This window comes from Psychrosphaera sp. HA2-10, assembly GCF_055693745.1.
The window spans coordinates 2,021,027-2,041,112 of record NZ_CM146341.1; the positions used below are offsets into that span (position 1 = coordinate 2,021,027).

The following is a 20,086-nucleotide window of genomic DNA, read 5'->3' on the forward strand; positions in this document are numbered from 1 at the left end:
GATTTGTCAGCTACCCACATTTGGTCTATAAACTTTAAGAGGTTAATTCTTTTATAAACCTTTTTGAGTATAGATGGTATTTTGAGAGCATCTATTAAATTTACGAAAATTCAAAAATAAAGGGCTAATAAATGAGCTTAAATACATCAATATCATCAGATGGCACTAAATTTAGCATTCATGTAAAAGGAAAGTTTGATTTTAATTTAGTTCAAGATTTTAGACTCGCCTACGCGAATGTAGGACAAGATGTTGATACTGTCATTGTTGATTTGCGAGAAACCGAATATATGGATAGCTCTGCACTTGGCATGTTATTGAACATGCAAAAGTTATTATGTGAAAAAGTGCAAACATTCAAAATTTCCAACTGCCGCCCTCAAATAAAAAAAATATTACAAATATCTCGCTTTGATAAGAAGTTTGATATTGATTAAGGCCTAACAAATGGCATTAAAAATATTGGTTGTTGATGATCAAAACATCAATCGAACCATTTTAACTCGCTCATTAGAGTTGCACGGCCATTCTGTTGTCACTGCGGCAAATGGCCAAGAAGCCATAGAGCAATACACATTAGAGTCGCCAGACATTGTGTTACTCGATGTAATAATGCCGGTAATGGATGGATTCGAAGCCGCTCCTCGCTTAAAAGCGCTTTCTCCGACAGTATACTTACCGATTATATTTTTAACGGCACTTGATGATCAAAACAGTTTAAAAGAGTGCCTAGAAGTTGGTGGTGACGATTTTTTAAGTAAACCGTTTGATCAGGTAATTCTTGCAGCAAAGATTGAAGCTCACGCCAGAACGAGAGAGTTAAGCATAAAAACGTTCCAACAAAAAAAGAAGCTTGATTACTATAAATACCAAACGGAACGAGAATTCCAAATAATTGAACATATTTACGAACGAGCATTATCAGACAATTATATTAATGAAGACATAATTACCACTCATTTGGCTCCCGCTGAAACTTTTAATGGGGATATAGTACTAACCGCACTGAGTCCAAGCGGTAATGTCTATGTTTTTTTGGGGGATTTTACTGGCCATGGCTTAGCAGCTTCTATTGGTACCTTGCCTGTTTCAAAAGCTTTTTATGCGCTAACGCGCAAAGGCTTATCGGTACCTGATATTGCTAATGAAATTAACAAAATATTATATGGCCTTTTACCAACCGAAATGTTTTGTGCGGCGGCTATCGTTGAGATGAATTATAGCGCGAGCCACATCTCTATATGGGCAGGCGGCGTGCCAGATCTGTACTTAGTTAACAAACTAACCGGTATTCGCGAAATTATTGAGTCAAAACATATGCCTCTAGGCATATTAGATAATCAAGAATTTGACGATGAAATTGAGGTATTCAAAATTGAAAATACTGATAGAGTATTTATTTGTTCCGACGGTGTGATCGAGCTAGAAAATCCGCATGCTGAGCTGTTTGGCGAGAATCGCTTGCGTTCAATTTTAAACGACGGAAATAACTCTTGTGTATCGAGTCTTATAGAAACACTTGATGTATTTAAAGAAAACGCACGTCAAAATGACGACATAACGATAATTGAACTAAAGTGTCAGAAGGTAAAATTACCACGTCAAAGCGATCCCAACTTTTCAAAAATCCCACATCAATATCAATTTAAATTTAACGCTGACGATATAAAAACGGTTAATCCAATTGATGAAATAACAGAAAGTATCTGCTCTATCAAAGGCGTTCTTCGTCACAAATCGAATATATTTTTAATTCTTTCTGAAGCCTATAACAATGCACTTGAACATGGTGTATTAAAAATGAATTCGGCGCTAAAAAGGCAAAAGGACGGGTTCTTTAAATATTATGCAGAGAGAGCAGAGAAGCTTGCCGCATTAGAAAACCACTTTATCGATATTAAAATTAACTACCGACCTAATTTTCATATTCTTAATATTGAAATCACGGATAGTGGAGATGGGTTTGAAGTAAATTCAAATACCACTTTTAGTAATGAAAACGACGACTTCGGTAGAGGAATTAAGTTACTCAACGAAATAGCGACTGAGGTCCGTTATAACAAGGCGGGCAATGCAGTCTCTATCGACTATCTATTATTAGAATAAATAAAGTTATACGACACCTTTTTGTTTACTTTCTTAGAATCATGATCTAGCATTCCTAACGTTTAGACGTCTAAACGTTTGTATGGACATTTTAGGATTGTAAAGTCGTGATTGAAACAAATAAATACTTAGAGCAAATTAATCAGTGGTGTGAGTCTCACAAGCCTGCTCTAAATCTATCTTATCAAGTTCCTTTGCTTGGCGAAGGGGGAACTTGCTCTTTGTTTGGTGAGTTAGATGAGACGCCGTTTGACCTAGCGTCGGAGTTACAAGCTCATGAATTGGACGTTTTAGAACAAGTACAAGCCGTAGTTGATTGGGTTCATGCAAATACCGACGTTGACTGGTTCGGTGTTTACTTGGCAAGAGATAATAAGTCGTTAGAGCGTGTGCTGACAAAACTAGCCTATTTTGGTGTACCTTCTCGAGCTGAGTTCCCGCTTAATGAGGATTTTTCGAAAATCAGTAACAATGTCACCGTTGCGTTAACGGGCCACCACAAAGTAATAAACGATGTAAGCGAATACAGAGCTAGTGGTGGAGAGTATTATACCTGCGACCCGAAGGTGCAATCTGAATTATGTTGGCCAATCTTTTCGCAGCACAACAATTGTTTACAGCCATTTAAAAATAATAATCTTGTTGAGACTAGCCCTAATCAAAAAATAGTTGGTATTATAGACGCAGAATGTTTTGCAACTCATAGTTTTGATGAACAAACGCAACAAAAATTCGTTGCGGTATGTGCGAAGTTATCAAGTCTACTGTCGTTGCCTTAGCCCGCCATTTATGGCCGAACTGCAAGAGACCTTTTATGTTTGAGCAATTAAAACCTGTACCAACTGACCCTATTTTGGGACTAATGACCGAATATAAAGCGGACACTAATCCTAAAAAAGTAGATTTAAGCGTTGGTGTTTATAAAAATGAATCAGGTGATACTCCTGTCATGCGCGCTGTAAAAAAAGCTGAGCAACAGCGATTAGACACTGAAACAACGAAGTCTTATCTAGGTCTTGCCGGTGATGTCCAGTTTAACGATTTAATGACGTCACTTGTGTTTGGTGATCACGATGCAGTTAAAGCTGGTCGTATTAAAACAGCACAAACACCAGGTGGTACAGGGTCACTAAGAGTGGCTGCGGAATTCATTAAGCGCTCTAACCCGAATGCCACAATTTGGGTTACAAATCCAACATGGGCAAACCACTTCAGTATTTTTGGTGCTGCTGGGTTAACGACCAACGAGTTTCCTTATTTTGATTTTGACACTATGGGGTTAAAATTTGAGGAAATGGTTGCCTCTCTTAATACAATCCCTGCGGGTGACGTAGTGCTCCTTCATGCTTGTTGTCATAACCCAAGTGGGATGGACCTAACAATTGAACAATGGCAAATTGTTGCTGATATTGCTAAAAAACAAAAATTTACTTTTTTAATAGATTCAGCGTATCAAGGCTTCGGCGAAGGTCTAGATGAAGATGCTGCAGGCGTTAGGCTATTAGCAAACCAGCTAGACGAGCTATTAGTGAGTGCATCATGCTCTAAAAACTTTGGCTTATATAGAGACCGTGTTGGTACATTCAGTGTAATGACTGCCACTGCAGCACAAGCTGATATAGCTTATAGTGTCGCTTTAAACGTTATCCGAGCTATCTACTCTATGCCTCCAGCACATGGTGCGGCCGTTGTTGCTCATATTCTTTCAACGCCAGAGTTAAGAGCTCTTTGGGAGCAAGAGTTAACAGAAAAGCGCACTCGAATTAACGGCTTAAGAAGTTTTATTGTTGAGAAGTTTAAAGAACATAACGTTCCAGGAAATTTTGACTTTATTGCTAAACAAAATGGTATGTTTTCATTTTTAGGCATAAGCAAAGAAGCAATTCAAACACTTAAAGATGAGTACAGCATATATATTGTCGGTTCTAGCCGTATAAATGTAGCTGGAGTTAACGATAACAATGCCGACTACCTAGCAAAAGCGCTAGCAGACGTATTGAGCAGATAGCTATTTGAAATAGCCGACCGTTACTTTCTTTAAAGTGATAGTAAAAAAGGAAAGCATTTTGCTTTCCTTTTTTGTTATTGCTATTCAGTATTTTGGCAATACAAACCATAGCTATCTCAACAAGTCTTCCTTTGAACGTCTTACAAACATAACGAACAAACTCACCACAAATAATATCAAGCAGTACCAAACATGCGAAACTACTTCTAACGGTGATATCCCAAAGCTAGCGGCAGCCAGCAGAGCTTGCGCGCCATAAGGAACTAAACCTTGAGTTATACAGCTGAAAATATCTAACAAACTAGCACTACGTCTTGGTGTAATTTGAGCTTCTTGGGCAAGCTGTTTCGCCGATTCACCTGAAACTATGATCGCTACTGTATTATTTGCTATTGCACTATTTGTTACTAACCCTAGCGACGCGATTGCCAACTGGTTTTTGAAATATAATGCCGAGTTTGAAACTTTAGATAATGATTTGCTAATGGCCGCTACCAAAAATCTTAATCCACCTTGATGTTTCATCAATTCACTTAAACCACCAATGAGTAAACTCAGTAAAAATATTTCCTGCATATTAGAGAAACCAGCATAAATATCTTGGCCTAACGATCCAAATGCATAATCTCCAACCAATACTCCCGATAACGCCGACAATAGAATTCCCAACAACAATACGACAAAAACATTAAGTCCCATCACCGCAAGTATTATTATAAAGAAGTAAGGAAGTGCTAAAAGAGGACTGTATTCGGCAGTACTATCTATACTCTGCGTTGGCTCTCCGCCGAGTATTAGGTAAACGACAAGAACAATTAATGCCGCAGGCAAAGCAAATATTAAGTTTTCCTTAAACTTGTCTTTTAACTCTGCTCCTTGAGTTTTGGTAGAGGCGATCGTGGTATCTGAAATAAAACTCAAATTATCTCCAAACATTGCCCCACCAACAATAGCACCGGCCATTACTGCAGCATCAATTTGGGTCGCCTCGATAACACCAAACGCAATTGGCGCTACCGCTCCTATTGTCCCCATGGAAGTTCCCATTGCTGTTGCCACTATCGCTGAAATAACAAATAAACCAGCAATTAGGTAAGCACTAGGGATAACACTTAGCCCTAAATTTACCACAGCTGTGACTCCGCCTGTTTCTTTTGCAACTGATGCAAACGCGCCTGCTAATAAGTAAATCAAACACATAGTTATAACATTGTTGTTACCCATTCCTTTAATTAGAACGGCAATGCCATCGTCTAACGTATTTTTTTCTGTTGTTAATATTTTATTAAAGTAAAGCGCTAGTAGTAGAGCAGGTATAATAGCAACGGGGGCTGGTAGCTGATAGAAGGCGTATTCAACACCAATAGATTGTAAATAGATCCCTGTCCCTAAAAATAACAGGATGAAGACTCCGAGGGGCAATAATGCCCACCCAGATTTTTGCGTTTCAGTCATACTTATCCTCGGCATATTTGCACGTATTAATTCAATAGCGCGAATGTAGCACATGGATAGCCAAACGTATAGACGTCTATATGTTTAACTTTTTTGACGTTGCCTAAGTGATTCGGCTCGTTGTTGTCGCGGTTCTACATTCTGCTCGACTTCCCAGCCCAATAGTTGCTGTTCAATAATTTCAGCAATAGCTTCTACATGCTCTGGCTCATCATTTAAACAACTAATATAGGTGAACTTTTCTCCGCCTGCTTCCAAAAAGTAGTCTCTATTTTCTTCACCTATTTCTTCTATTGTTTCTAAACAATCAGCCGAAAAGCCAGGACAGACTACTTGTACTGATTTTACGCCCTGCTTTGGCAAGCCTTTTAAAGTGTGATCTAAATAGGGTTTTACCCACTCTTCTTTACCAAATCTAGATTGAAAACACGTCATAAACTCGTCACTTGTTAACCCTAATTCTTCCGCTAACAAACGAGATGTTTTATGGCATTGACAGGCATAAGGGTCGCCGTTATGCCAATACCGGTTTGGGATACCATGATATGAAAAGATTAATTTGTCAGCTCGCCCTTCTACTTCCCACGTTTTTCTAATTTTATTCGCTATTGCAACAATCAACTTTTTAGAATCTGTGTAATGATTGATAAATCGTAACTCAGGAATAAAACGTATTTTGCGGAACACGTCTGCAACCGCATCAAAGGTTGACGCTGTCGTCGTCGCTGAATATTGAGGATATAAAGGCAACACTATAACTTTACGAGCGCCCTGATTGAGTAAACCTTGTAACTTGCTATCAATTGATGGATTGCCGTATCTCATAGCAAAGTCGATGATCAGATTATTATTCTCGGAAAAATGCTCAGCTATTTTATTGCTTAAGTTTTGAGTGTTCACCAATAAAGGAGAGCCCTGCTCAGTCCAAACTCCTTCATAGGCTTTAGCTGAGCGACGTGAACGAAGTGGCAATATTACCCCGTTTAAAATACACCACCAAATTACTCTAGGAATCTCAACAACTCTAGGGTCTGACAAGAACTCCTTTAGGTAAGGCTTTAAGGCACCTTTGGTTGGCGCATCTGGCGTTCCGAGATTTGTTAGCAAAATACCGATTTTATCGGCCTGTCCATGACTAAAGTTTGGTGTATTTTGGTACTTCATTTATTTCTCTTTACTAAAAATATGACTGAGACCACTACGTATCAAATTGATTTTTCGTTTACTTTTCATAATATCCGGAAAAGGATTTCAGATTCCGAAACATATGCCGATATGAGTAATTAGTAGCGACTCCATTGAGATTTATATGTATTCTAGCGTGTTAAAACTAGTTTTGTTGATAACTTTTATGCTTAACAGCTATTTAGTGTCTGCCACGACGGGTTCTGACACAACAAAATCGACGTTATCAGAACAACTCGATATCGGCTCGCTATTGTTTCAAGATTTAAAACGCTATATTCCAGAGCAAAATATAAAAGTACTCGAAACAGCATCGAGTAATCAATTTATCGCACTCCACAAAGAGCAAACCACTGGTATCCCCAAAGGTATCGCTTTTATTTTACCCGATATAAATCAGACTATTTTCAGGCAAGCCACTACAAGTGCTTTGTACCAAGACTTGGACAATTATGGATGGACAAGTATTTCATTAACCATGCCACACATTACTGAGATTGAAGCTAAATTTGTAGACGAACAAAATCAAAGTAATGCCCAATCAGACCCGGAAACGCCCGATACCAGCGCAAACGGTACTGCTGAAAAAGAGAATGCTAATTCGCCAAATAATTACGCCGAATACCAAGATGTACCTACTACATTTGACGATTCACTTAATGAGCAACTCGAACTAGAAATTGGCGAACGACTCGACTCAGCATTTAATTTTGCTCGTTCTTTTCCTGGTTTCTATTTAATTATATGCGAGGGAAAATCTTGTTTTTGGCTAACCAACCTAATAGAAAAAAATATTGTGCCACAACCTGATGCACTAATAATGATAGGCGCACATATGCCTCAAAAAGAACTTAATTTGAAGTTTGCTGAACAAGTTGCTAAAACCGAATTCCCTGTTTTAGATATCATTTTTGAGCGAAGTAACCACTGGGCTATCGCAGTTAAAGAATGGCGACAAAAAATGGCACGCAAGAACTTTAAAACTAATTACAGGCAACGTGAACTGACGTACTTTTTTGACTACAAAGATCAGCAGCGTCGTTTGATAAAAGAAATCTATGGTTTCACAGTCGCCGTAGGTATGTAGCGCAATTAAAAATCACGCGCTTTTTTGATTATTTCATAGGCTGATTGAATGTCTTGGGTTTTTTGTTTTGCCACTTCCATCATTTCTGGTGGTAAGCCTTTCGCTACTAATTTATCAGGATGATTCTGAGACATTAACCTTTTATAAGCTCGTTTTATATCTCTAACGGAATCTCGATCACTAACCCCGATAACAGCATAGGCATCAAGTAAACTTGGCGCTTTAGCTTGATTTACTGAGCTGTCTTTACGATCGTATTGTTTATACTTTTCTTGTTGCTGCTGCTTGTAGTTTTGAAAACGCATTTCCGCTTCCCACATAGCAATAAGTTGAGACAAATGCCGCTTATTGAAACCTAACTGTTTCGCTATATCCTCAAGTAAATTATATTCAGCCGGTTCTAAAATCGCGTCGGAATATGCAGTCTGAATTTGAATTTCTAGAAAAAACTGACATAAATCACGCCTATTGCCAAAATGCTCCTTAAACTGCTTAATTTTCTTTTTTAGTGGGAACCCAAGAAGCTTACCTTCGCGAAATGCGTCTCTTGCTTCTGCAACTTGCTGCTCAGACAATCGCATTTGAGCCATAAAATCGTTAGCAGTTTTAATATGTTCCGGCGTAACACGGCCACTTGATTTTGCCATCTGCCCCATTACTGAAAATGTTGTATAAAAGAAGATCGATTGTTTTGCATCATTACTGATTAACCATTCTTCAACATTGCCTTTGTCATTCATTCGCTGCATTGCTTTATCGAATAAATGCCCAATCCACAGTCCAACTAGCGCACCCACAAAGTGCCTAATTAACAAGAATCCAAATACTGTACCTGCAATTTTTCCTATCACTACAATTCACTTCCAACTAATAAAACGTTTAAACCGGATTATTTATACTCAAATTCCGTTCGTTGCGTAGTATACAGTAAAAAAATCATATAGAATTCATCGGCTATTAAAATTATTTTTCACCAGCGAATTTACGCGTTCCACGCTTCTGGTATGGTTGATAGAGGTTATCGAAAGTTTGAACAAACAAACAAAAAATACAGCGTTATTTTTCACTCTATGGTCTGCATCTTTGCCGGCCTTAGCAGAGACGATCTGCCAACAACCTTTACAATCCAAAAAGGCACTTATCTCAGTGTCTAATGGCTTCGCAAATACTATTCCAAATGATACGTTTGTTGTTCAAAGTGACTCCACTGATATAATTAGAGGCGAACGAATACAATTTGATGGCGATGTCATCATTTTTCAAAAACAGCAAACTGTGCAAGCGGATCAAGCCACTTTCGATGAAGAAACAGGGCAATTTTTAGCGCAAGGTAATGTTGAATTAACGTCAAAAACGGCAACTGTGTTTGGCGAATCTATTTTTATCGACGAAAAAAACAAAAACTTTGAGCTACTTGATGCCGATTACCGATTTGGCTTTAATGCTGGTCGCGGTACTGCGCAATCTTTTGCAATTAAAGATAATAATCAGCTTTCTTTAGACTCGGCAACGTTTACAACTTGCCCAAGTGACGACCCGAGTTGGTTGTTTCAGTCTAGCGAAATAAACATCAAACAAGATGAAGGCTGGGGTGAAGCATGGAATACGGTATTTAAAATTGCTGATGTACCGGTTTTATATGTACCTTATATTACTTTCCCACTAACCGACGTAAGAAAAAGTGGATTACTTTTCCCTGAGTTTGGCAGTTCTAGTAGATTTGGCGCTTATTACGCGCAACCTATTTATTTTAACTTAGCAAACAACTACGACTTAACACTAACTCCTGTCTATATGTCTCAGCGAGGGTGGCAGCTAGAAAGTAATTTCCGTCATTTGTCAGAATCATCAGAGAATATTTTACAACTCGAATATATTAATGAAGATCAACAGTATGTAGATCTGGAAGAGCGTTATCTAGGCTTTATTCAACATGAATCAACTTTAGGTAAAAATTGGAATTTACAAGTACAGTGGACAGAACTCAGTGATGATAACTATATCAGTGAGTTTAAGAGTGACTACCACCATCAAGCAGATACTCATCTAAATAATTTTGCGTTTTTACGCTATACAACTGATACGTTGCAATTTAACCTATTTACACAAGATATGGTTGAACTTGGACAGCATGATCCGTCGTATAAAATTCCAGTGCAACTCGATGCTAACTGGTCAACTTTTGCAGGTGGTAATGGCTTCAAGGCTCAGTTGAAAACCAGCTATACTCAGTTTAGCAATAATAATAAGAATGTTTATAAAGTAGACCGTCTTCACTTAGAGCCGGAGTTAAGTTATCAATATTACCAACCTAGCTTTCAATTTGAGTCAAGTTTCTCCTATCTTGCAACTCGCTATGAGCAAGAGTTTAAAGATGATTTAAACAAAAACACAGTCGATCGAGGCGTTGGTAAATTTAGACTGCTCACAGGGCTAAGCTTTGAAAAACAAACGAGCTACTTTGGTAAAAGTGTTAGACAAACATTAGAGCCTAAACTGCAATACGTATATGTAGAAAGCTCAGAACAAAGTGAGATCGGCCTATATGATTCTCAACGTTTAAAAGAAGATTACTTTGCCCTCTTTCGTGATCAAACTTATTCTAGCATCGACCGCATAGAAGCAATGGATCAAGTAACCCTCGGCGTATCTACCAGTATTTTTGATGAACAAAACCAAGAACTATTTCGCTTTGGCATAGGACAAGTTCATAAATTCTCTACTGTTCAGCTAAATGAGGGAACTAATACAGAGTCAACTGCCTCTAAGCCAGCATTAGCAGTAGAAGTGTTCGGTCAGTTATCTACAAACTGGCAAGTAGACGGTGGTATTTTATACAACCGTGATAGTAATAAAGTTGATACTGGCTTTATAGCGTTAGACTATTGGTTAGATGAAAATAAAAACATCCAGTTAAATCAACGTTATGTACGAGATGTGGCAGACATTACGATTAACCAAACCGGTTTGTTTGGTAGCTATAAGTTAAATGAGAGTTGGTCGCTTGCGGCAAGTTATCATTATGATTCAGAAAGAAATATAAATTTAGATGGGCTTGTGGGGTTTGAATACCGGTCTTGTTGTTGGAGTGTACAAGTTTCAGCACAACGTCAGGTAGTTTTGGATTTAAACAATCCCGATTTTAACGTAAATTCTAATGTTGAGTATGAAAATGGCATCAGCATTAATTTCACATTAAGTGGTTTAGGTGGCGACACGGCATCAAGGATATCAAAAATGTTCTCAAACAGTATTTTTGCATATCGCCGACCTTACCTAATTACAAAATAACGAACGAGAGTAAATATGTTTAGAAATACGTTTATGGCTACTCTAGTAGCTCTTACTGCACTTGTAAGTGTTACTGCGAATGCAGAATTAAAACGATTGGACAATGTTGCAGTTATTGTAAATGACGGTGTAATTTTGGAAGGTGAAATTAAGTCGATCATTGCTGATGTTAAAGCTAAAGCGGCTCTAGCAAACCAAGTATTGCCAAGTGACAAAGCGCTAAGAGCTCAAGCAATTGATAAATTAGTATTAACTAGCATTCAATTACAAATGGCGGAACGCATGGGTATTCAGATCAGTGATGCCCATTTAGACTCAGTATTACAAAGTATCGCTGAACGTCAGAGTATCTCTGTTGACGAGTTTCGCCAAAAGTTAGAGTCAACAGGCGAGAATTTTGAGCGCTATAGAGAGCAACTACGTGAAGAAATCGCATTAAATGAAGTCGTCCGAGCTAACGTGAGGCGTCGCGTCAATGTATCAGACCAAGAAATTGACTCGCTAGTAAATGTAATTGAACAACAAACAAGTAAAGAAGAGTACCAAATTGGTCATATTCTTATTGCTGTTGATAGTGATGCAACACAAACTGAAGTTCAAGAAAGACGTGAAGTTGCAAATAAAGTAATTGAATTACTAAACGAAGGTAGTGACTTCAAACAAGTAGCAATTGCTAGTTCATCTGGTATTAAGGCATTAGAAGGTGGTGACTGGGGTTACATGAGTGTAAACGAAATGCCTTCGTTATTTTCTAAAAATGTTAAAGGCCAGCCAAAAGGCTCACTTCATGGCCCACTTCGTTCTGGAGCTGGTTTTCACATTGTAAAAGTTCTTGATGTTCGAGGTCGTCAAACAGTAGAAATTAAAGAGGTGAACGCTCGCCATATCCTACTAACACCTTCTATAATATTGAGTGAAGAAAAAGCAAAAAACATGCTTAGCCAATTTGTACGTGATGTAAAAGAAGGTAAAGCAGATTTTGCAGAATTAGCCAAAGAACACTCAGAAGATCCTGGTTCAGCCCTGCGCGGCGGCAACCTTGGTTGGGCTAACCCAGATATTTATGCAACCCAATTTAAAGAAACTTTGGCTGGACTAGAAGTCGGCGAATATAGTGCACCTTTTAGAACGCAGTTCGGTTGGCATGTTGTCCAATTAGTAGAAACAAGAACGGCAGACACTACGGAACAAAGCAAAAAAGACCGTGCTTATCAAATAATTTTTAAACGTAAATTTGCAGAAGAACAAGAGAGTTGGTTACGTGAGATTCGAGAGCAAGCCTTTATCGAGGTCATCACTGGGTAATGATTAATATTCCTAGAATTGCAATCACACCGGGCGAGCCTGCAGGCATAGGCCCGGACTTAGTATTAAAAATAGCCCAGCAAGAATGGCCAGCACAACTAATTGCTTTAGCCGATATGGAGCTAATGCAGCAACGTGCCAGCGCATTAGGGTTAAATATTGTCCTAAAGATTTTTGATGAGACTCAACCGCCGATACAACATACACCTGGCGAATTATTCATTGTACCTCACGAGCTTGCTACACCTGCCCAAATTGGTGTACTTGACGAAAAGAATGGGCGATATGTAGTAGATACTTTAACGACTGCCAGCGTTGGTAACATGAGCGGACTGTTTGATGCTATTGTTACCGGCCCTGTCCATAAGGGCATTATAAACCAGGCTGGCGTTCCCTTTAGCGGGCATACTGAGTTTTTTGCTAATCACTCAAACACATCAGATGTGGTTATGTTATTAGCGACTGAAGGGTTACGAGTTGCACTAGTTACTACACATATTCCGCTAGCTTACGTAGCAAAAGCAATCACACCTGAACGTATTAGAAAAGTAGCAACCATTTTATACCAAGATCTTCAGATTAAGTTCGGTATAAACAAGCCCAAAGTATTGGTTTGTGGCTTAAACCCGCATGCCGGTGAAGGTGGGCACTTAGGCAAAGAAGAAATACAGATCATAGAACCTATACTAAAAGAACTGAACAACGAAGGTATGGAGTTTATCGGCCCTTTACCTGCCGATACGCTATTTCAACCTAAGTATTTAGACGATGCAGATGCGGTATTAGCAATGTATCACGACCAAGGTTTACCCGTTTTAAAATACAAAGGGTTTGGTAACGCTGTCAATATTACTCTAGGCTTACCTTACATTAGAACATCAGTGGACCATGGCACTGCTTTAGACTTAGCAGGAACCGGAACTGCAAATACAGGAAGTATGGAAGTTGCAATTGCACACGCTATAAAAATGGCATTAGAAAACAAGGCTAAACGCTAAATGAGCAAACATAAAACATCAAATAAAAAACATTTTGATCCAGCAAAAGGCATTCACCAAGGTCACAAAGCTAGAAAGCGTTTTGGTCAAAACTTTTTAACTGATGAAGATATTATTGAAAGAATTGTAAGAGCTATTGCCCCAAAAGAAGGCGATAATATAGTTGAAATTGGTCCAGGTTTAGGTGCAATAACTGAACCTGTTGCAGAGCGCACCGATATCCTTAACGTTGTTGAGCTTGATAAAGACCTTGCTGAACGACTAAAAACCCACCCTTTTATTGGCAACAAGCTAAACATCTATCAAGCCGATGCGTTGAAGTTTGATTTTAGCCAAGTCGTGCGTGAAGATAAAAAACTAAAAGTGTTTGGTAACCTGCCATACAACATTTCGACACCATTGCTGTTTCACCTATACGAATACCTAGACAACATCGAAAACATGCATTTTATGTTACAAAAAGAAGTTGTGAACAGAATGTGTGCTGCACCAAATACCAAAGCTTTTGGTCGACTCAGCGTAATGACACAATACTACTGCCGAACAGTGCCGGTTACTGATGTTCCACCATCGTCTTTCGTGCCGCCACCAAAAGTAGACTCTGCTGTAATTAGATTAATACCTAAAGAGCACGATGCAAGAAATCAAGTATCGCCAGCGATGTTAAATACTGTATGTTTAGAAGCCTTTAATCAACGCCGAAAAACGCTCAGAAACAGCCTGCAAAATATCATAACCGTAGAACAACTAGAGTCTTTAGGTATTGATGCTTCAGTAAGGGCGGAAAACTTATCCCTTGATGATTATATAAAAATCGCTCAGTGGTATGAAAAAACAAAGAGCGAAAAGTAATGAACATCGAAGTAAAAGTGGTTACTAAAGACATTCCCGAACAAAGTGATGCCGCTCAGCATCGCTTTGTTTTTGCCTACACTATTACCATTACAAACAATGATACTCATAGTGCCCAGTTACTAAGCCGATATTGGCTAATCACTGATGCAAATGGTAAAAAAGTAGAAGTTAAAGGGGCCGGCGTTGTAGGTGAACAACCTACTATTGAACCTGGCGAAAGCTACACATACACTAGCGGATGTATACTGGAAACCGAAGTAGGGACTATGGAAGGCTTTTATGAGTTTAAAGCCGATACAAATAGCATCCAAGTGCCAATTCCTGTATTTCGATTAGCAGTTCCAAATATATTGCATTAAGGAAAAGTTCGTGGCCGATTATTTTATCGGAGATATTCAAGGGTGTTTCAATGGATTACAAAATGCCCTTGCTGAAATAGGTTATTGCAGTGGTAAAGACACTCTTTGGTTAACGGGTGATTTAGTAGCGCGTGGGGAAAACTCACTGGCGACCATAGAGTTTATTCTTAAAAACGATAGCCACATTCGAACGGTATTAGGGAATCACGACTTACACTTATTATCCGTTGCAAAACGAGTAAAAAGCGCAAACCCAAAAGACAAGCTTCAAGACTTACTGTCCTCTCCTAATATTGTCAACATTTGTGACTGGCTTAGACAACAACCTCTCTTATTAGAATTACCTGATAACACAGGTTTTATGAGTCACGCTGGATTACCACCGAACTGGTCGATTGATGATGCAAAAACATTCGCAAAAAAAATACATAAGCAATTAGTTCATAAAAATTATGTTCGGTTTTTACAAGGCATGTACAGCAATAAGCCAGACTTTTGGCAACGTGATTTATCAGTTTCAGAACAACTGGTCTATGCTGTTAATGGCCTAACTCGAATGCGTTATTGTACAAAAGAAGGTAAACTGGACTTGTCTTATAAAGAGGCGCCTAACACTTTATCTCCAGACTCAAAACTAGTGCCTTGGTTCGAATTTCAAGCTGATAGATTTAATGATACTAAATGGGTATTTGGACATTGGGCGTCTCTTATGGGGAAAAGTGTTAATCCAAACATTATCCCTTTAGATACAGGATATGTTTGGGGCAATTACTTAACTGTCTTAAATTGGCAAACCAAGCAAACAATTAAAATAATGGCTGAGAGCAGGCCGTAGACGTGGTAAATTTACCGAACAACCAAGTTGTTTAAACAATTTAATCTAATAAAAATATAAATTTGGCCGATAACCTTTGAATAATTAAAAAGTTAGCAGTCCGCCCATGGAGAACTTATGAAATTAACCGTTGCAATGAGAGTAATTGGAGGCTTTTCAATTACAGCTATTCTATTACTATTTTTAGGATTTAGCTCAGTTGCAGTTTTAAATGACATTTCGAAGTCGACAGAAACCGTAAATAATCTTTCTGTTCCTGCGATGGAGTCAAGTGCAGCTTTACAGCAACAGTTTGTTGCTATGAGTAAAACCACTCTATTAGATTATTATGCTGACAATTATGATGACATTGAGCGTTCCGTCGCTACATTTAATAGTCAAGCTTCTGAAATGGACAAGGAGCTAAAAAGCCTCACTTCAATTGTCGCCGGTGTCGATATTTTGGAATCACAAGTTCCAAAAGTTAAAAAGTCATTCCAAGAGTTTACAGCATCAGCGTATAAGCTTTTTACAGCAAAAAAGAATACCCTGGAGTTAGCTGATAAAGTGACATCGCAATTAGAGGAAACTGAGTTTGCAGCCGATGATGCAGCAACTTTTATTCTTGATTTCACAGACTTAAATGAGCTTCCGAGTGACAACCCAGCAGCGCAAGCTGCAGCTTCTATAGAAGCAAACATGCTGAGCATCATTACGGCTATTACTGATATCAGTAAAAACAACAACAGAGATACGGTAATTACTATTCGTAAAGAGCTCGACTTTTTACAAGACAATATGAACAAGTCAGTCGCGATTTTAAAAACTGAAACGGCCGGCAAAGGTTATGAGGGTGTATCATCTTTACTTGAGCAAATCGACCTTGTAAACGGCATGATTGATTCAAATGACTCGGTTGGTGCAACAAAAATTGCGTTACTAAACAAAATCGATGAAACCAGAGCTCTACTAAATAAAACGACTCAACTTTCTGAGCAAAGTATTGTTCAACTTAAGTCTTTAGGTACAAAAGTAAAAGAAGAGTTGCAAATAACTACCGAGAGCGTGAAAGAAGCAGTTAGTAGTGGTGTGTCGCAAAACTGGGCGGTAATGGGCGTGTCATTATTGTTGTCGATTTTCATCGGTTACAAAACAGTTGTGCGTGTTACGCGACCTTTACGAGAAGTAAATGAAGTACTTAATGTTGTATCAACAGGTGATTTGACTGTTAAATTAGATGATAGCAATAATGATGAATTTGGTGAATTAGCGAAAAACTGTAACAAGCTTATTGATAGCTTACGCGAATTGATCCACGGCATTGTAAGTCGTTCAAATCAACTTGCTACCGCGTCTGAAGAAACCTCTATGGTTGTTAAAGAGTCAACTGTCGCAATAAACGAACAGCGCTCTCAAGTAGAACAGGCAGCAACAGCGACAACGGAAATGGCGAGCACTTCCTACTCTGTAATGGATAGAGCTAACGAAGCATTAGCCGATATAAAACAAGCTGACGAAGATGCTGAACGCGTTAAAACAATTTCTGATAACAACAAACAAACCATCTTAAGCTTAGCTAGCGAAATCGAACAGGCCTCTGGCGTTATACATGAAGTAAACGAGCATAGTGCTGCAATCGGCGGTATCTTAGATGTTATCCGCGGTATCGCAGAACAAACCAATTTACTTGCTTTAAACGCTGCAATTGAAGCTGCTCGCGCCGGTGAACAAGGCCGAGGCTTTGCGGTCGTAGCCGATGAAGTTCGTTCTTTAGCGAGTAAAACGCAAGAGTCTACTCAAGAAATACAAAATATGATTGAGCAGTTACAACGCGGTTCGAAATCAGCCGTTAGTGTAATGAACCATAGCAAAACACAAGCTGACTTATGTGTAACACAAACAGAACAAGCAACATTAGCATTGAATAATATTACCGATTCAGTGCACCAGGCTAACGACATGAGTGAACAAATCGTGTCTGCAGCTCAAGAGCAAAATCAAGTTAGTAACGAGATTAGTGAACGTCTTGAGTCTATCGTAGCGATTGCAGAGCAAACCGCTTCAGGGGCTACACAAACTGACTTATCTTCTCAAGAAGTAGCTCGTTTAGCTGAGGAGCTTAGACAGTCTGTAGAGCAGTTTAGGCTTTAAGACTCAATAGCTAGCTCTTTAGTAAAGCGTTAGATTAAGCTTACTTTTATGCACTAATAAAAAAACGCCCTAGGGCGTTTTTTTTATTTGAATCAATCGTGTAAATTTACAGCTAAAGTAGCTTTTCAATTTTTGCTTTTAGCTTTTCTGGTTTAGTTGTTGAGCCAAATCGCTCAACCACATCACCCTCTTTGTTAATTAAGAATTTTGTGAAATTCCACTTAATGCCTTCTGTGCCCAATACACCTCGTTTTTCTGACTTTAAGTGTTGATAAATCGGGTGAGCATCAGGTCCGTTAACATTAATTTTCTCAAACATTGGAAAGTTAACCCCGAAGTTTAAGCGACAAAACTCTTGTATTTCACTATTTCCGCCCTTTTCTTGCTCGCCAAACTGATTACAAGGAAAGCCCAAAATAACTAAACCTTGATCTTTATATTGCTCATAAAGCTCTTGAAGGCCGTCATACTGTTTTGTAAAACCGCACTTACTTGCAGTATTAACAACAAGCACAACCTTGCCTTTATAGTCTGACATTTCAATCTTTTCGCCGCTAATTGATGTTGCGGAAAAACCATAAAACTTACTCATTGGAATCCTTATTTATACTTAAATTATTGTTTTAACTTAGCGCCGCAAGAGTCCCGAACAATGAGTTCGGTTTGCATAAAGTTACTCGATGTTTCTTCACCATTTATCAAAGCAACTAACTTATCAACCAATAAAACTCCAGCTCTAGCTGAGTCTTGTCGGCATGTTGTTAAAGCCGGTTTTGTATACCTAGCAACAGGAATATCATCAAAGCCCACGATAGCTATATCCTCTGGAACTCTTACGCCTTTATCTTCTAAAGCACGAAGTACACCTGTCGCAATCAAATCACTCGCCACTACAATTGCATCAATATCTATTTGTGTATTTAACAGACTTGTCGTAGCTAAATATCCGGCCTCTTCCGTATTCACAGCATCACGCTGAAGATTTTTGTCTACATTTAATCGAGCCTCTTTTAAAGCAGCACAATGTCCCTGGTATCGAGCAAGAAATTCTGGAGAGCCATCATCAACATTACCAACAAAAGCAAAACGTTTTCTGCCTAAACCGACTAAGTGTTCTGTAATTTGCTGGCCACCATGAAAGTTATCGCAACCTATGGAGCTTGCTTTAACACTCTGTGTTTCAGCCCCCCATCGAACAAATGGCGTACCATGATTTACTAGCTCGTGTAGCTTTGATTCATAATCTAAGTAATTACCATAACCAAGTAAAATCAGACCGTCAGCTTTATTACTATCTTTAAACACCGAGTGCCAATCAGCATCTAACTCTTGAAACGACACAAGCAGGTCATATCCAAGTATTCCGCATTCTTTAGTAATACTTCCTAACATAGAAAGAAAAAATGGGTTCACTAAGGAATCATCACTGCTTGGATCTTCAAACAATAGCAACGCAAGTGTAGTACTAGTTTGAGAACGCAAACTGCTAGCGTTTTTATCAACGGTATAATTCAGTTCTTTAGCTATTTCGCGAATTTTTTCTTTGGTCTTTTCGCTAACTAGAGGGCTGTTTCTTAACGCCCTCGATACCGTAGATTGAGAAACACCGGCTCGATAGGCAATATCAAATGAGGTTGCTTTACCTTTCACAAATAATTCACATATGTAGGGAATGATAGTGTCATAGTACCTAGCTAAAAAATGGGTGTAAACTACATTTAGCTAAATTAATCAAGTAGTAGCACTGCAGTGCATACGTATTCAAGATTTAAAAATAAGGAAGATAATAAGTGTGATATCTAAATGCATTTTATGCATAAAGGGCATGACGGACAATAGCAAAGTGAACGAACTTCGCTACTGCCCAACTTTATGGTTAATTAAACACCATTTGGAAAGCGTTTCTCTAGTACAATGTCACTTTTTCGAATGACTTGGAAAGCACTTCCATACTCTAGAAGCAATTTGAGTCCTTCATCTACTCTATTAGCGACAAACTGCTTTTCGCCGATGTAATTGCCATCTTCGTCAATAATGCTATTAACTCGGTCAATAACCGTATTTACAGGAATGAAGTTTAAGTAAGTATTCTTATACACAGTAGAGCGTAACTCTTGAATTGGGTAACGCCCACCTGTACCGGCTGATATAGACACGATAAACGCAGGCTTGTGTCTAAACACGCCAGTAAACAAAAAGAATAAATTTTTCAATGCAGGTGGCGCCATGCCGTGCCATTCAGGCACCACAAACACAAAAGCGTCCGACGCTTCAAGCGAGTCAGCATGAGCAGACAATGTAGTTAAGTCTAAGGACTCCTCCCAAAGAGGCAGTTGCGTTTCTGATAAGTCAAAAATATCAACGGTATTTTTGTTGTTAATCTCTAACAATTGATTTTTTAAATAGCGAGAGGTTTTTGAGCTTGCTGAGTTATTTCTTGTACTACCCGAGATAATTGTAATTTTCATAGTT

Annotated in this window: 18 protein-coding genes; 12 read left to right on the forward strand and 6 right to left on the reverse strand. The window is 38.7% G+C overall.

Annotated features, from left to right (window positions below; all coding sequences use genetic code 11):
* Positions 1-131 precede the first annotated feature (131 nt).
* The 4 genes from ACZ1GV_RS09285 (at position 132) to ACZ1GV_RS09300 (ending at position 4,114) form a co-directional block, all read left to right on the forward strand.
* On the forward strand, positions 132-437 hold the full coding sequence (locus tag ACZ1GV_RS09285) for an STAS domain-containing protein (RefSeq protein ID WP_472673915.1): 306 nt from the start codon (positions 132-134) through the stop codon (positions 435-437).
* Positions 438-447: 10 nt separating this feature from the next.
* Positions 448-2,106, forward strand: coding sequence for an ATP-binding SpoIIE family protein phosphatase (locus ACZ1GV_RS09290; RefSeq protein WP_472673916.1), 1,659 nt, complete (start codon positions 448-450; stop codon positions 2,104-2,106).
* A gap of 107 nt (positions 2,107-2,213) precedes the next feature.
* The gene (locus ACZ1GV_RS09295) at positions 2,214-2,885 is read left to right on the forward strand and encodes a GAF domain-containing protein (protein ID WP_472673917.1); all 672 of its coding nucleotides are present in this window, start codon (positions 2,214-2,216) and stop codon (positions 2,883-2,885) included.
* Between the two features lie 35 nt (positions 2,886-2,920).
* On the forward strand, positions 2,921-4,114 hold the full coding sequence (locus ACZ1GV_RS09300) for an amino acid aminotransferase (protein ID WP_472673918.1): 1,194 nt from the start codon (positions 2,921-2,923) through the stop codon (positions 4,112-4,114).
* Positions 4,115-4,225: 111 nt separating this feature from the next.
* Here the strand turns inward: ACZ1GV_RS09300 and ACZ1GV_RS09305 are convergent, their stop codons facing one another.
* Positions 4,226-5,569: a Na+/H+ antiporter NhaC family protein gene (locus ACZ1GV_RS09305; RefSeq protein WP_472673919.1), complete on the reverse strand. Its 1,344-nt coding sequence runs from the start codon at positions 5,567-5,569 to the stop codon at positions 4,226-4,228.
* Positions 5,570-5,653: 84 nt separating this feature from the next.
* Positions 5,654-6,733 carry a ferrochelatase gene (gene hemH, locus ACZ1GV_RS09310; protein ID WP_472673920.1) on the reverse strand — a complete coding sequence of 360 codons (1,080 nt, stop codon included), beginning with the start codon at positions 6,731-6,733 and terminating at the stop codon, positions 5,654-5,656.
* 145 nt (positions 6,734-6,878) lie between these two features.
* Between hemH and ACZ1GV_RS09315 the strand changes: the two genes are divergently transcribed.
* Positions 6,879-7,841, forward strand: coding sequence for a DUF3530 family protein (locus ACZ1GV_RS09315; protein WP_472673921.1), 963 nt, complete (start codon positions 6,879-6,881; stop codon positions 7,839-7,841).
* Positions 7,842-7,846: 5 nt separating this feature from the next.
* Here ACZ1GV_RS09315 and djlA read toward each other — a convergent pair whose 3' ends face one another.
* Complete coding sequence (djlA, locus tag ACZ1GV_RS09320; protein WP_472673922.1) at positions 7,847-8,692, reverse strand: co-chaperone DjlA; 846 nt, start codon at positions 8,690-8,692, stop codon at positions 7,847-7,849.
* A gap of 178 nt (positions 8,693-8,870) precedes the next feature.
* Between djlA and ACZ1GV_RS09325 the strand changes: the two genes are divergently transcribed.
* From ACZ1GV_RS09325 to ACZ1GV_RS09355, 7 genes are all read left to right on the forward strand, one after another.
* Entirely contained in the window at positions 8,871-11,132 is a 2,262-nt protein-coding gene (locus ACZ1GV_RS09325) for an LPS-assembly protein LptD (protein ID WP_472673923.1), read from the forward strand.
* A gap of 15 nt (positions 11,133-11,147) precedes the next feature.
* Positions 11,148-12,437: a peptidylprolyl isomerase SurA gene (gene surA, locus ACZ1GV_RS09330; RefSeq protein WP_472673924.1), complete on the forward strand. Its 1,290-nt coding sequence runs from the start codon at positions 11,148-11,150 to the stop codon at positions 12,435-12,437.
* Positions 12,437-13,435, forward strand: a complete 999-nt coding sequence (pdxA, locus tag ACZ1GV_RS09335) for a 4-hydroxythreonine-4-phosphate dehydrogenase PdxA (protein WP_472673925.1) — start codon at positions 12,437-12,439, stop codon at positions 13,433-13,435. The genes surA and pdxA overlap by 1 nt, the downstream gene beginning before the upstream one ends.
* Positions 13,436-14,287, forward strand: a complete 852-nt coding sequence (gene rsmA, locus ACZ1GV_RS09340) for a 16S rRNA (adenine(1518)-N(6)/adenine(1519)-N(6))-dimethyltransferase RsmA (RefSeq protein ID WP_472673926.1) — start codon at positions 13,436-13,438, stop codon at positions 14,285-14,287.
* Positions 14,287-14,649 carry a Co2+/Mg2+ efflux protein ApaG gene (apaG, locus tag ACZ1GV_RS09345; RefSeq protein WP_472673927.1) on the forward strand — a complete coding sequence of 121 codons (363 nt, stop codon included), beginning with the start codon at positions 14,287-14,289 and terminating at the stop codon, positions 14,647-14,649. Before rsmA ends, apaG begins: the two co-directional genes overlap by 1 nt.
* 10 nt (positions 14,650-14,659) lie before the next feature.
* Positions 14,660-15,484 (forward strand): symmetrical bis(5'-nucleosyl)-tetraphosphatase, encoded by an 825-nt coding sequence (locus ACZ1GV_RS09350; RefSeq protein WP_472673928.1) that lies wholly within the window; start codon positions 14,660-14,662, stop codon positions 15,482-15,484.
* Positions 15,485-15,601: 117 nt separating this feature from the next.
* Positions 15,602-17,614, forward strand: coding sequence for a methyl-accepting chemotaxis protein (locus ACZ1GV_RS09355; protein WP_472673929.1), 2,013 nt, complete (start codon positions 15,602-15,604; stop codon positions 17,612-17,614).
* A gap of 112 nt (positions 17,615-17,726) precedes the next feature.
* Here the strand turns inward: ACZ1GV_RS09355 and ACZ1GV_RS09360 are convergent, their stop codons facing one another.
* The 3 genes from ACZ1GV_RS09360 to ACZ1GV_RS09370 all read right to left on the reverse strand — a co-directional run bounded on the left by ACZ1GV_RS09360 (position 17,727) and on the right by ACZ1GV_RS09370 (position 20,082).
* Positions 17,727-18,206 (reverse strand): glutathione peroxidase, encoded by a 480-nt coding sequence (locus tag ACZ1GV_RS09360; RefSeq protein WP_472673930.1) that lies wholly within the window; start codon positions 18,204-18,206, stop codon positions 17,727-17,729.
* A gap of 23 nt (positions 18,207-18,229) precedes the next feature.
* The gene (locus ACZ1GV_RS09365) at positions 18,230-19,264 is read right to left on the reverse strand and encodes a LacI family DNA-binding transcriptional regulator (RefSeq protein WP_472673931.1); all 1,035 of its coding nucleotides are present in this window, start codon (positions 19,262-19,264) and stop codon (positions 18,230-18,232) included.
* Between the two features lie 230 nt (positions 19,265-19,494).
* The gene (locus ACZ1GV_RS09370) at positions 19,495-20,082 is read right to left on the reverse strand and encodes an NADPH-dependent FMN reductase (RefSeq protein ID WP_472673932.1); all 588 of its coding nucleotides are present in this window, start codon (positions 20,080-20,082) and stop codon (positions 19,495-19,497) included.
* Positions 20,083-20,086: the final 4 nt, after the last annotated feature.

Coding starts and splice junctions, on each gene's coding strand:
- ACZ1GV_RS09285 (WP_472673915.1), top strand. CDS start 132: ATGAGCTTAAATACATCAATATCATCAGATGGCACTAAATTTAGCATT.
- ACZ1GV_RS09290 (WP_472673916.1), top strand. CDS start 448: ATGGCATTAAAAATATTGGTTGTTGATGATCAAAACATCAATCGAACC.
- ACZ1GV_RS09300 (WP_472673918.1), top strand. CDS start 2,921: ATGTTTGAGCAATTAAAACCTGTACCAACTGACCCTATTTTGGGACTA.
- ACZ1GV_RS09305 (WP_472673919.1), bottom strand. CDS start 5,569: ATGACTGAAACGCAAAAATCTGGGTGGGCATTATTGCCCCTCGGAGTC.
- hemH (WP_472673920.1), bottom strand. CDS start 6,733: ATGAAGTACCAAAATACACCAAACTTTAGTCATGGACAGGCCGATAAA.
- ACZ1GV_RS09315 (WP_472673921.1), top strand. CDS start 6,879: ATGTATTCTAGCGTGTTAAAACTAGTTTTGTTGATAACTTTTATGCTT.
- surA (WP_472673924.1), top strand. CDS start 11,148: ATGTTTAGAAATACGTTTATGGCTACTCTAGTAGCTCTTACTGCACTT.
- pdxA (WP_472673925.1), top strand. CDS start 12,437: ATGATTAATATTCCTAGAATTGCAATCACACCGGGCGAGCCTGCAGGC.
- rsmA (WP_472673926.1), top strand. CDS start 13,436: ATGAGCAAACATAAAACATCAAATAAAAAACATTTTGATCCAGCAAAA.
- apaG (WP_472673927.1), top strand. CDS start 14,287: ATGAACATCGAAGTAAAAGTGGTTACTAAAGACATTCCCGAACAAAGT.
- ACZ1GV_RS09355 (WP_472673929.1), top strand. CDS start 15,602: ATGAAATTAACCGTTGCAATGAGAGTAATTGGAGGCTTTTCAATTACA.
- ACZ1GV_RS09360 (WP_472673930.1), bottom strand. CDS start 18,206: ATGAGTAAGTTTTATGGTTTTTCCGCAACATCAATTAGCGGCGAAAAG.
- ACZ1GV_RS09370 (WP_472673932.1), bottom strand. CDS start 20,082: ATGAAAATTACAATTATCTCGGGTAGTACAAGAAATAACTCAGCAAGC.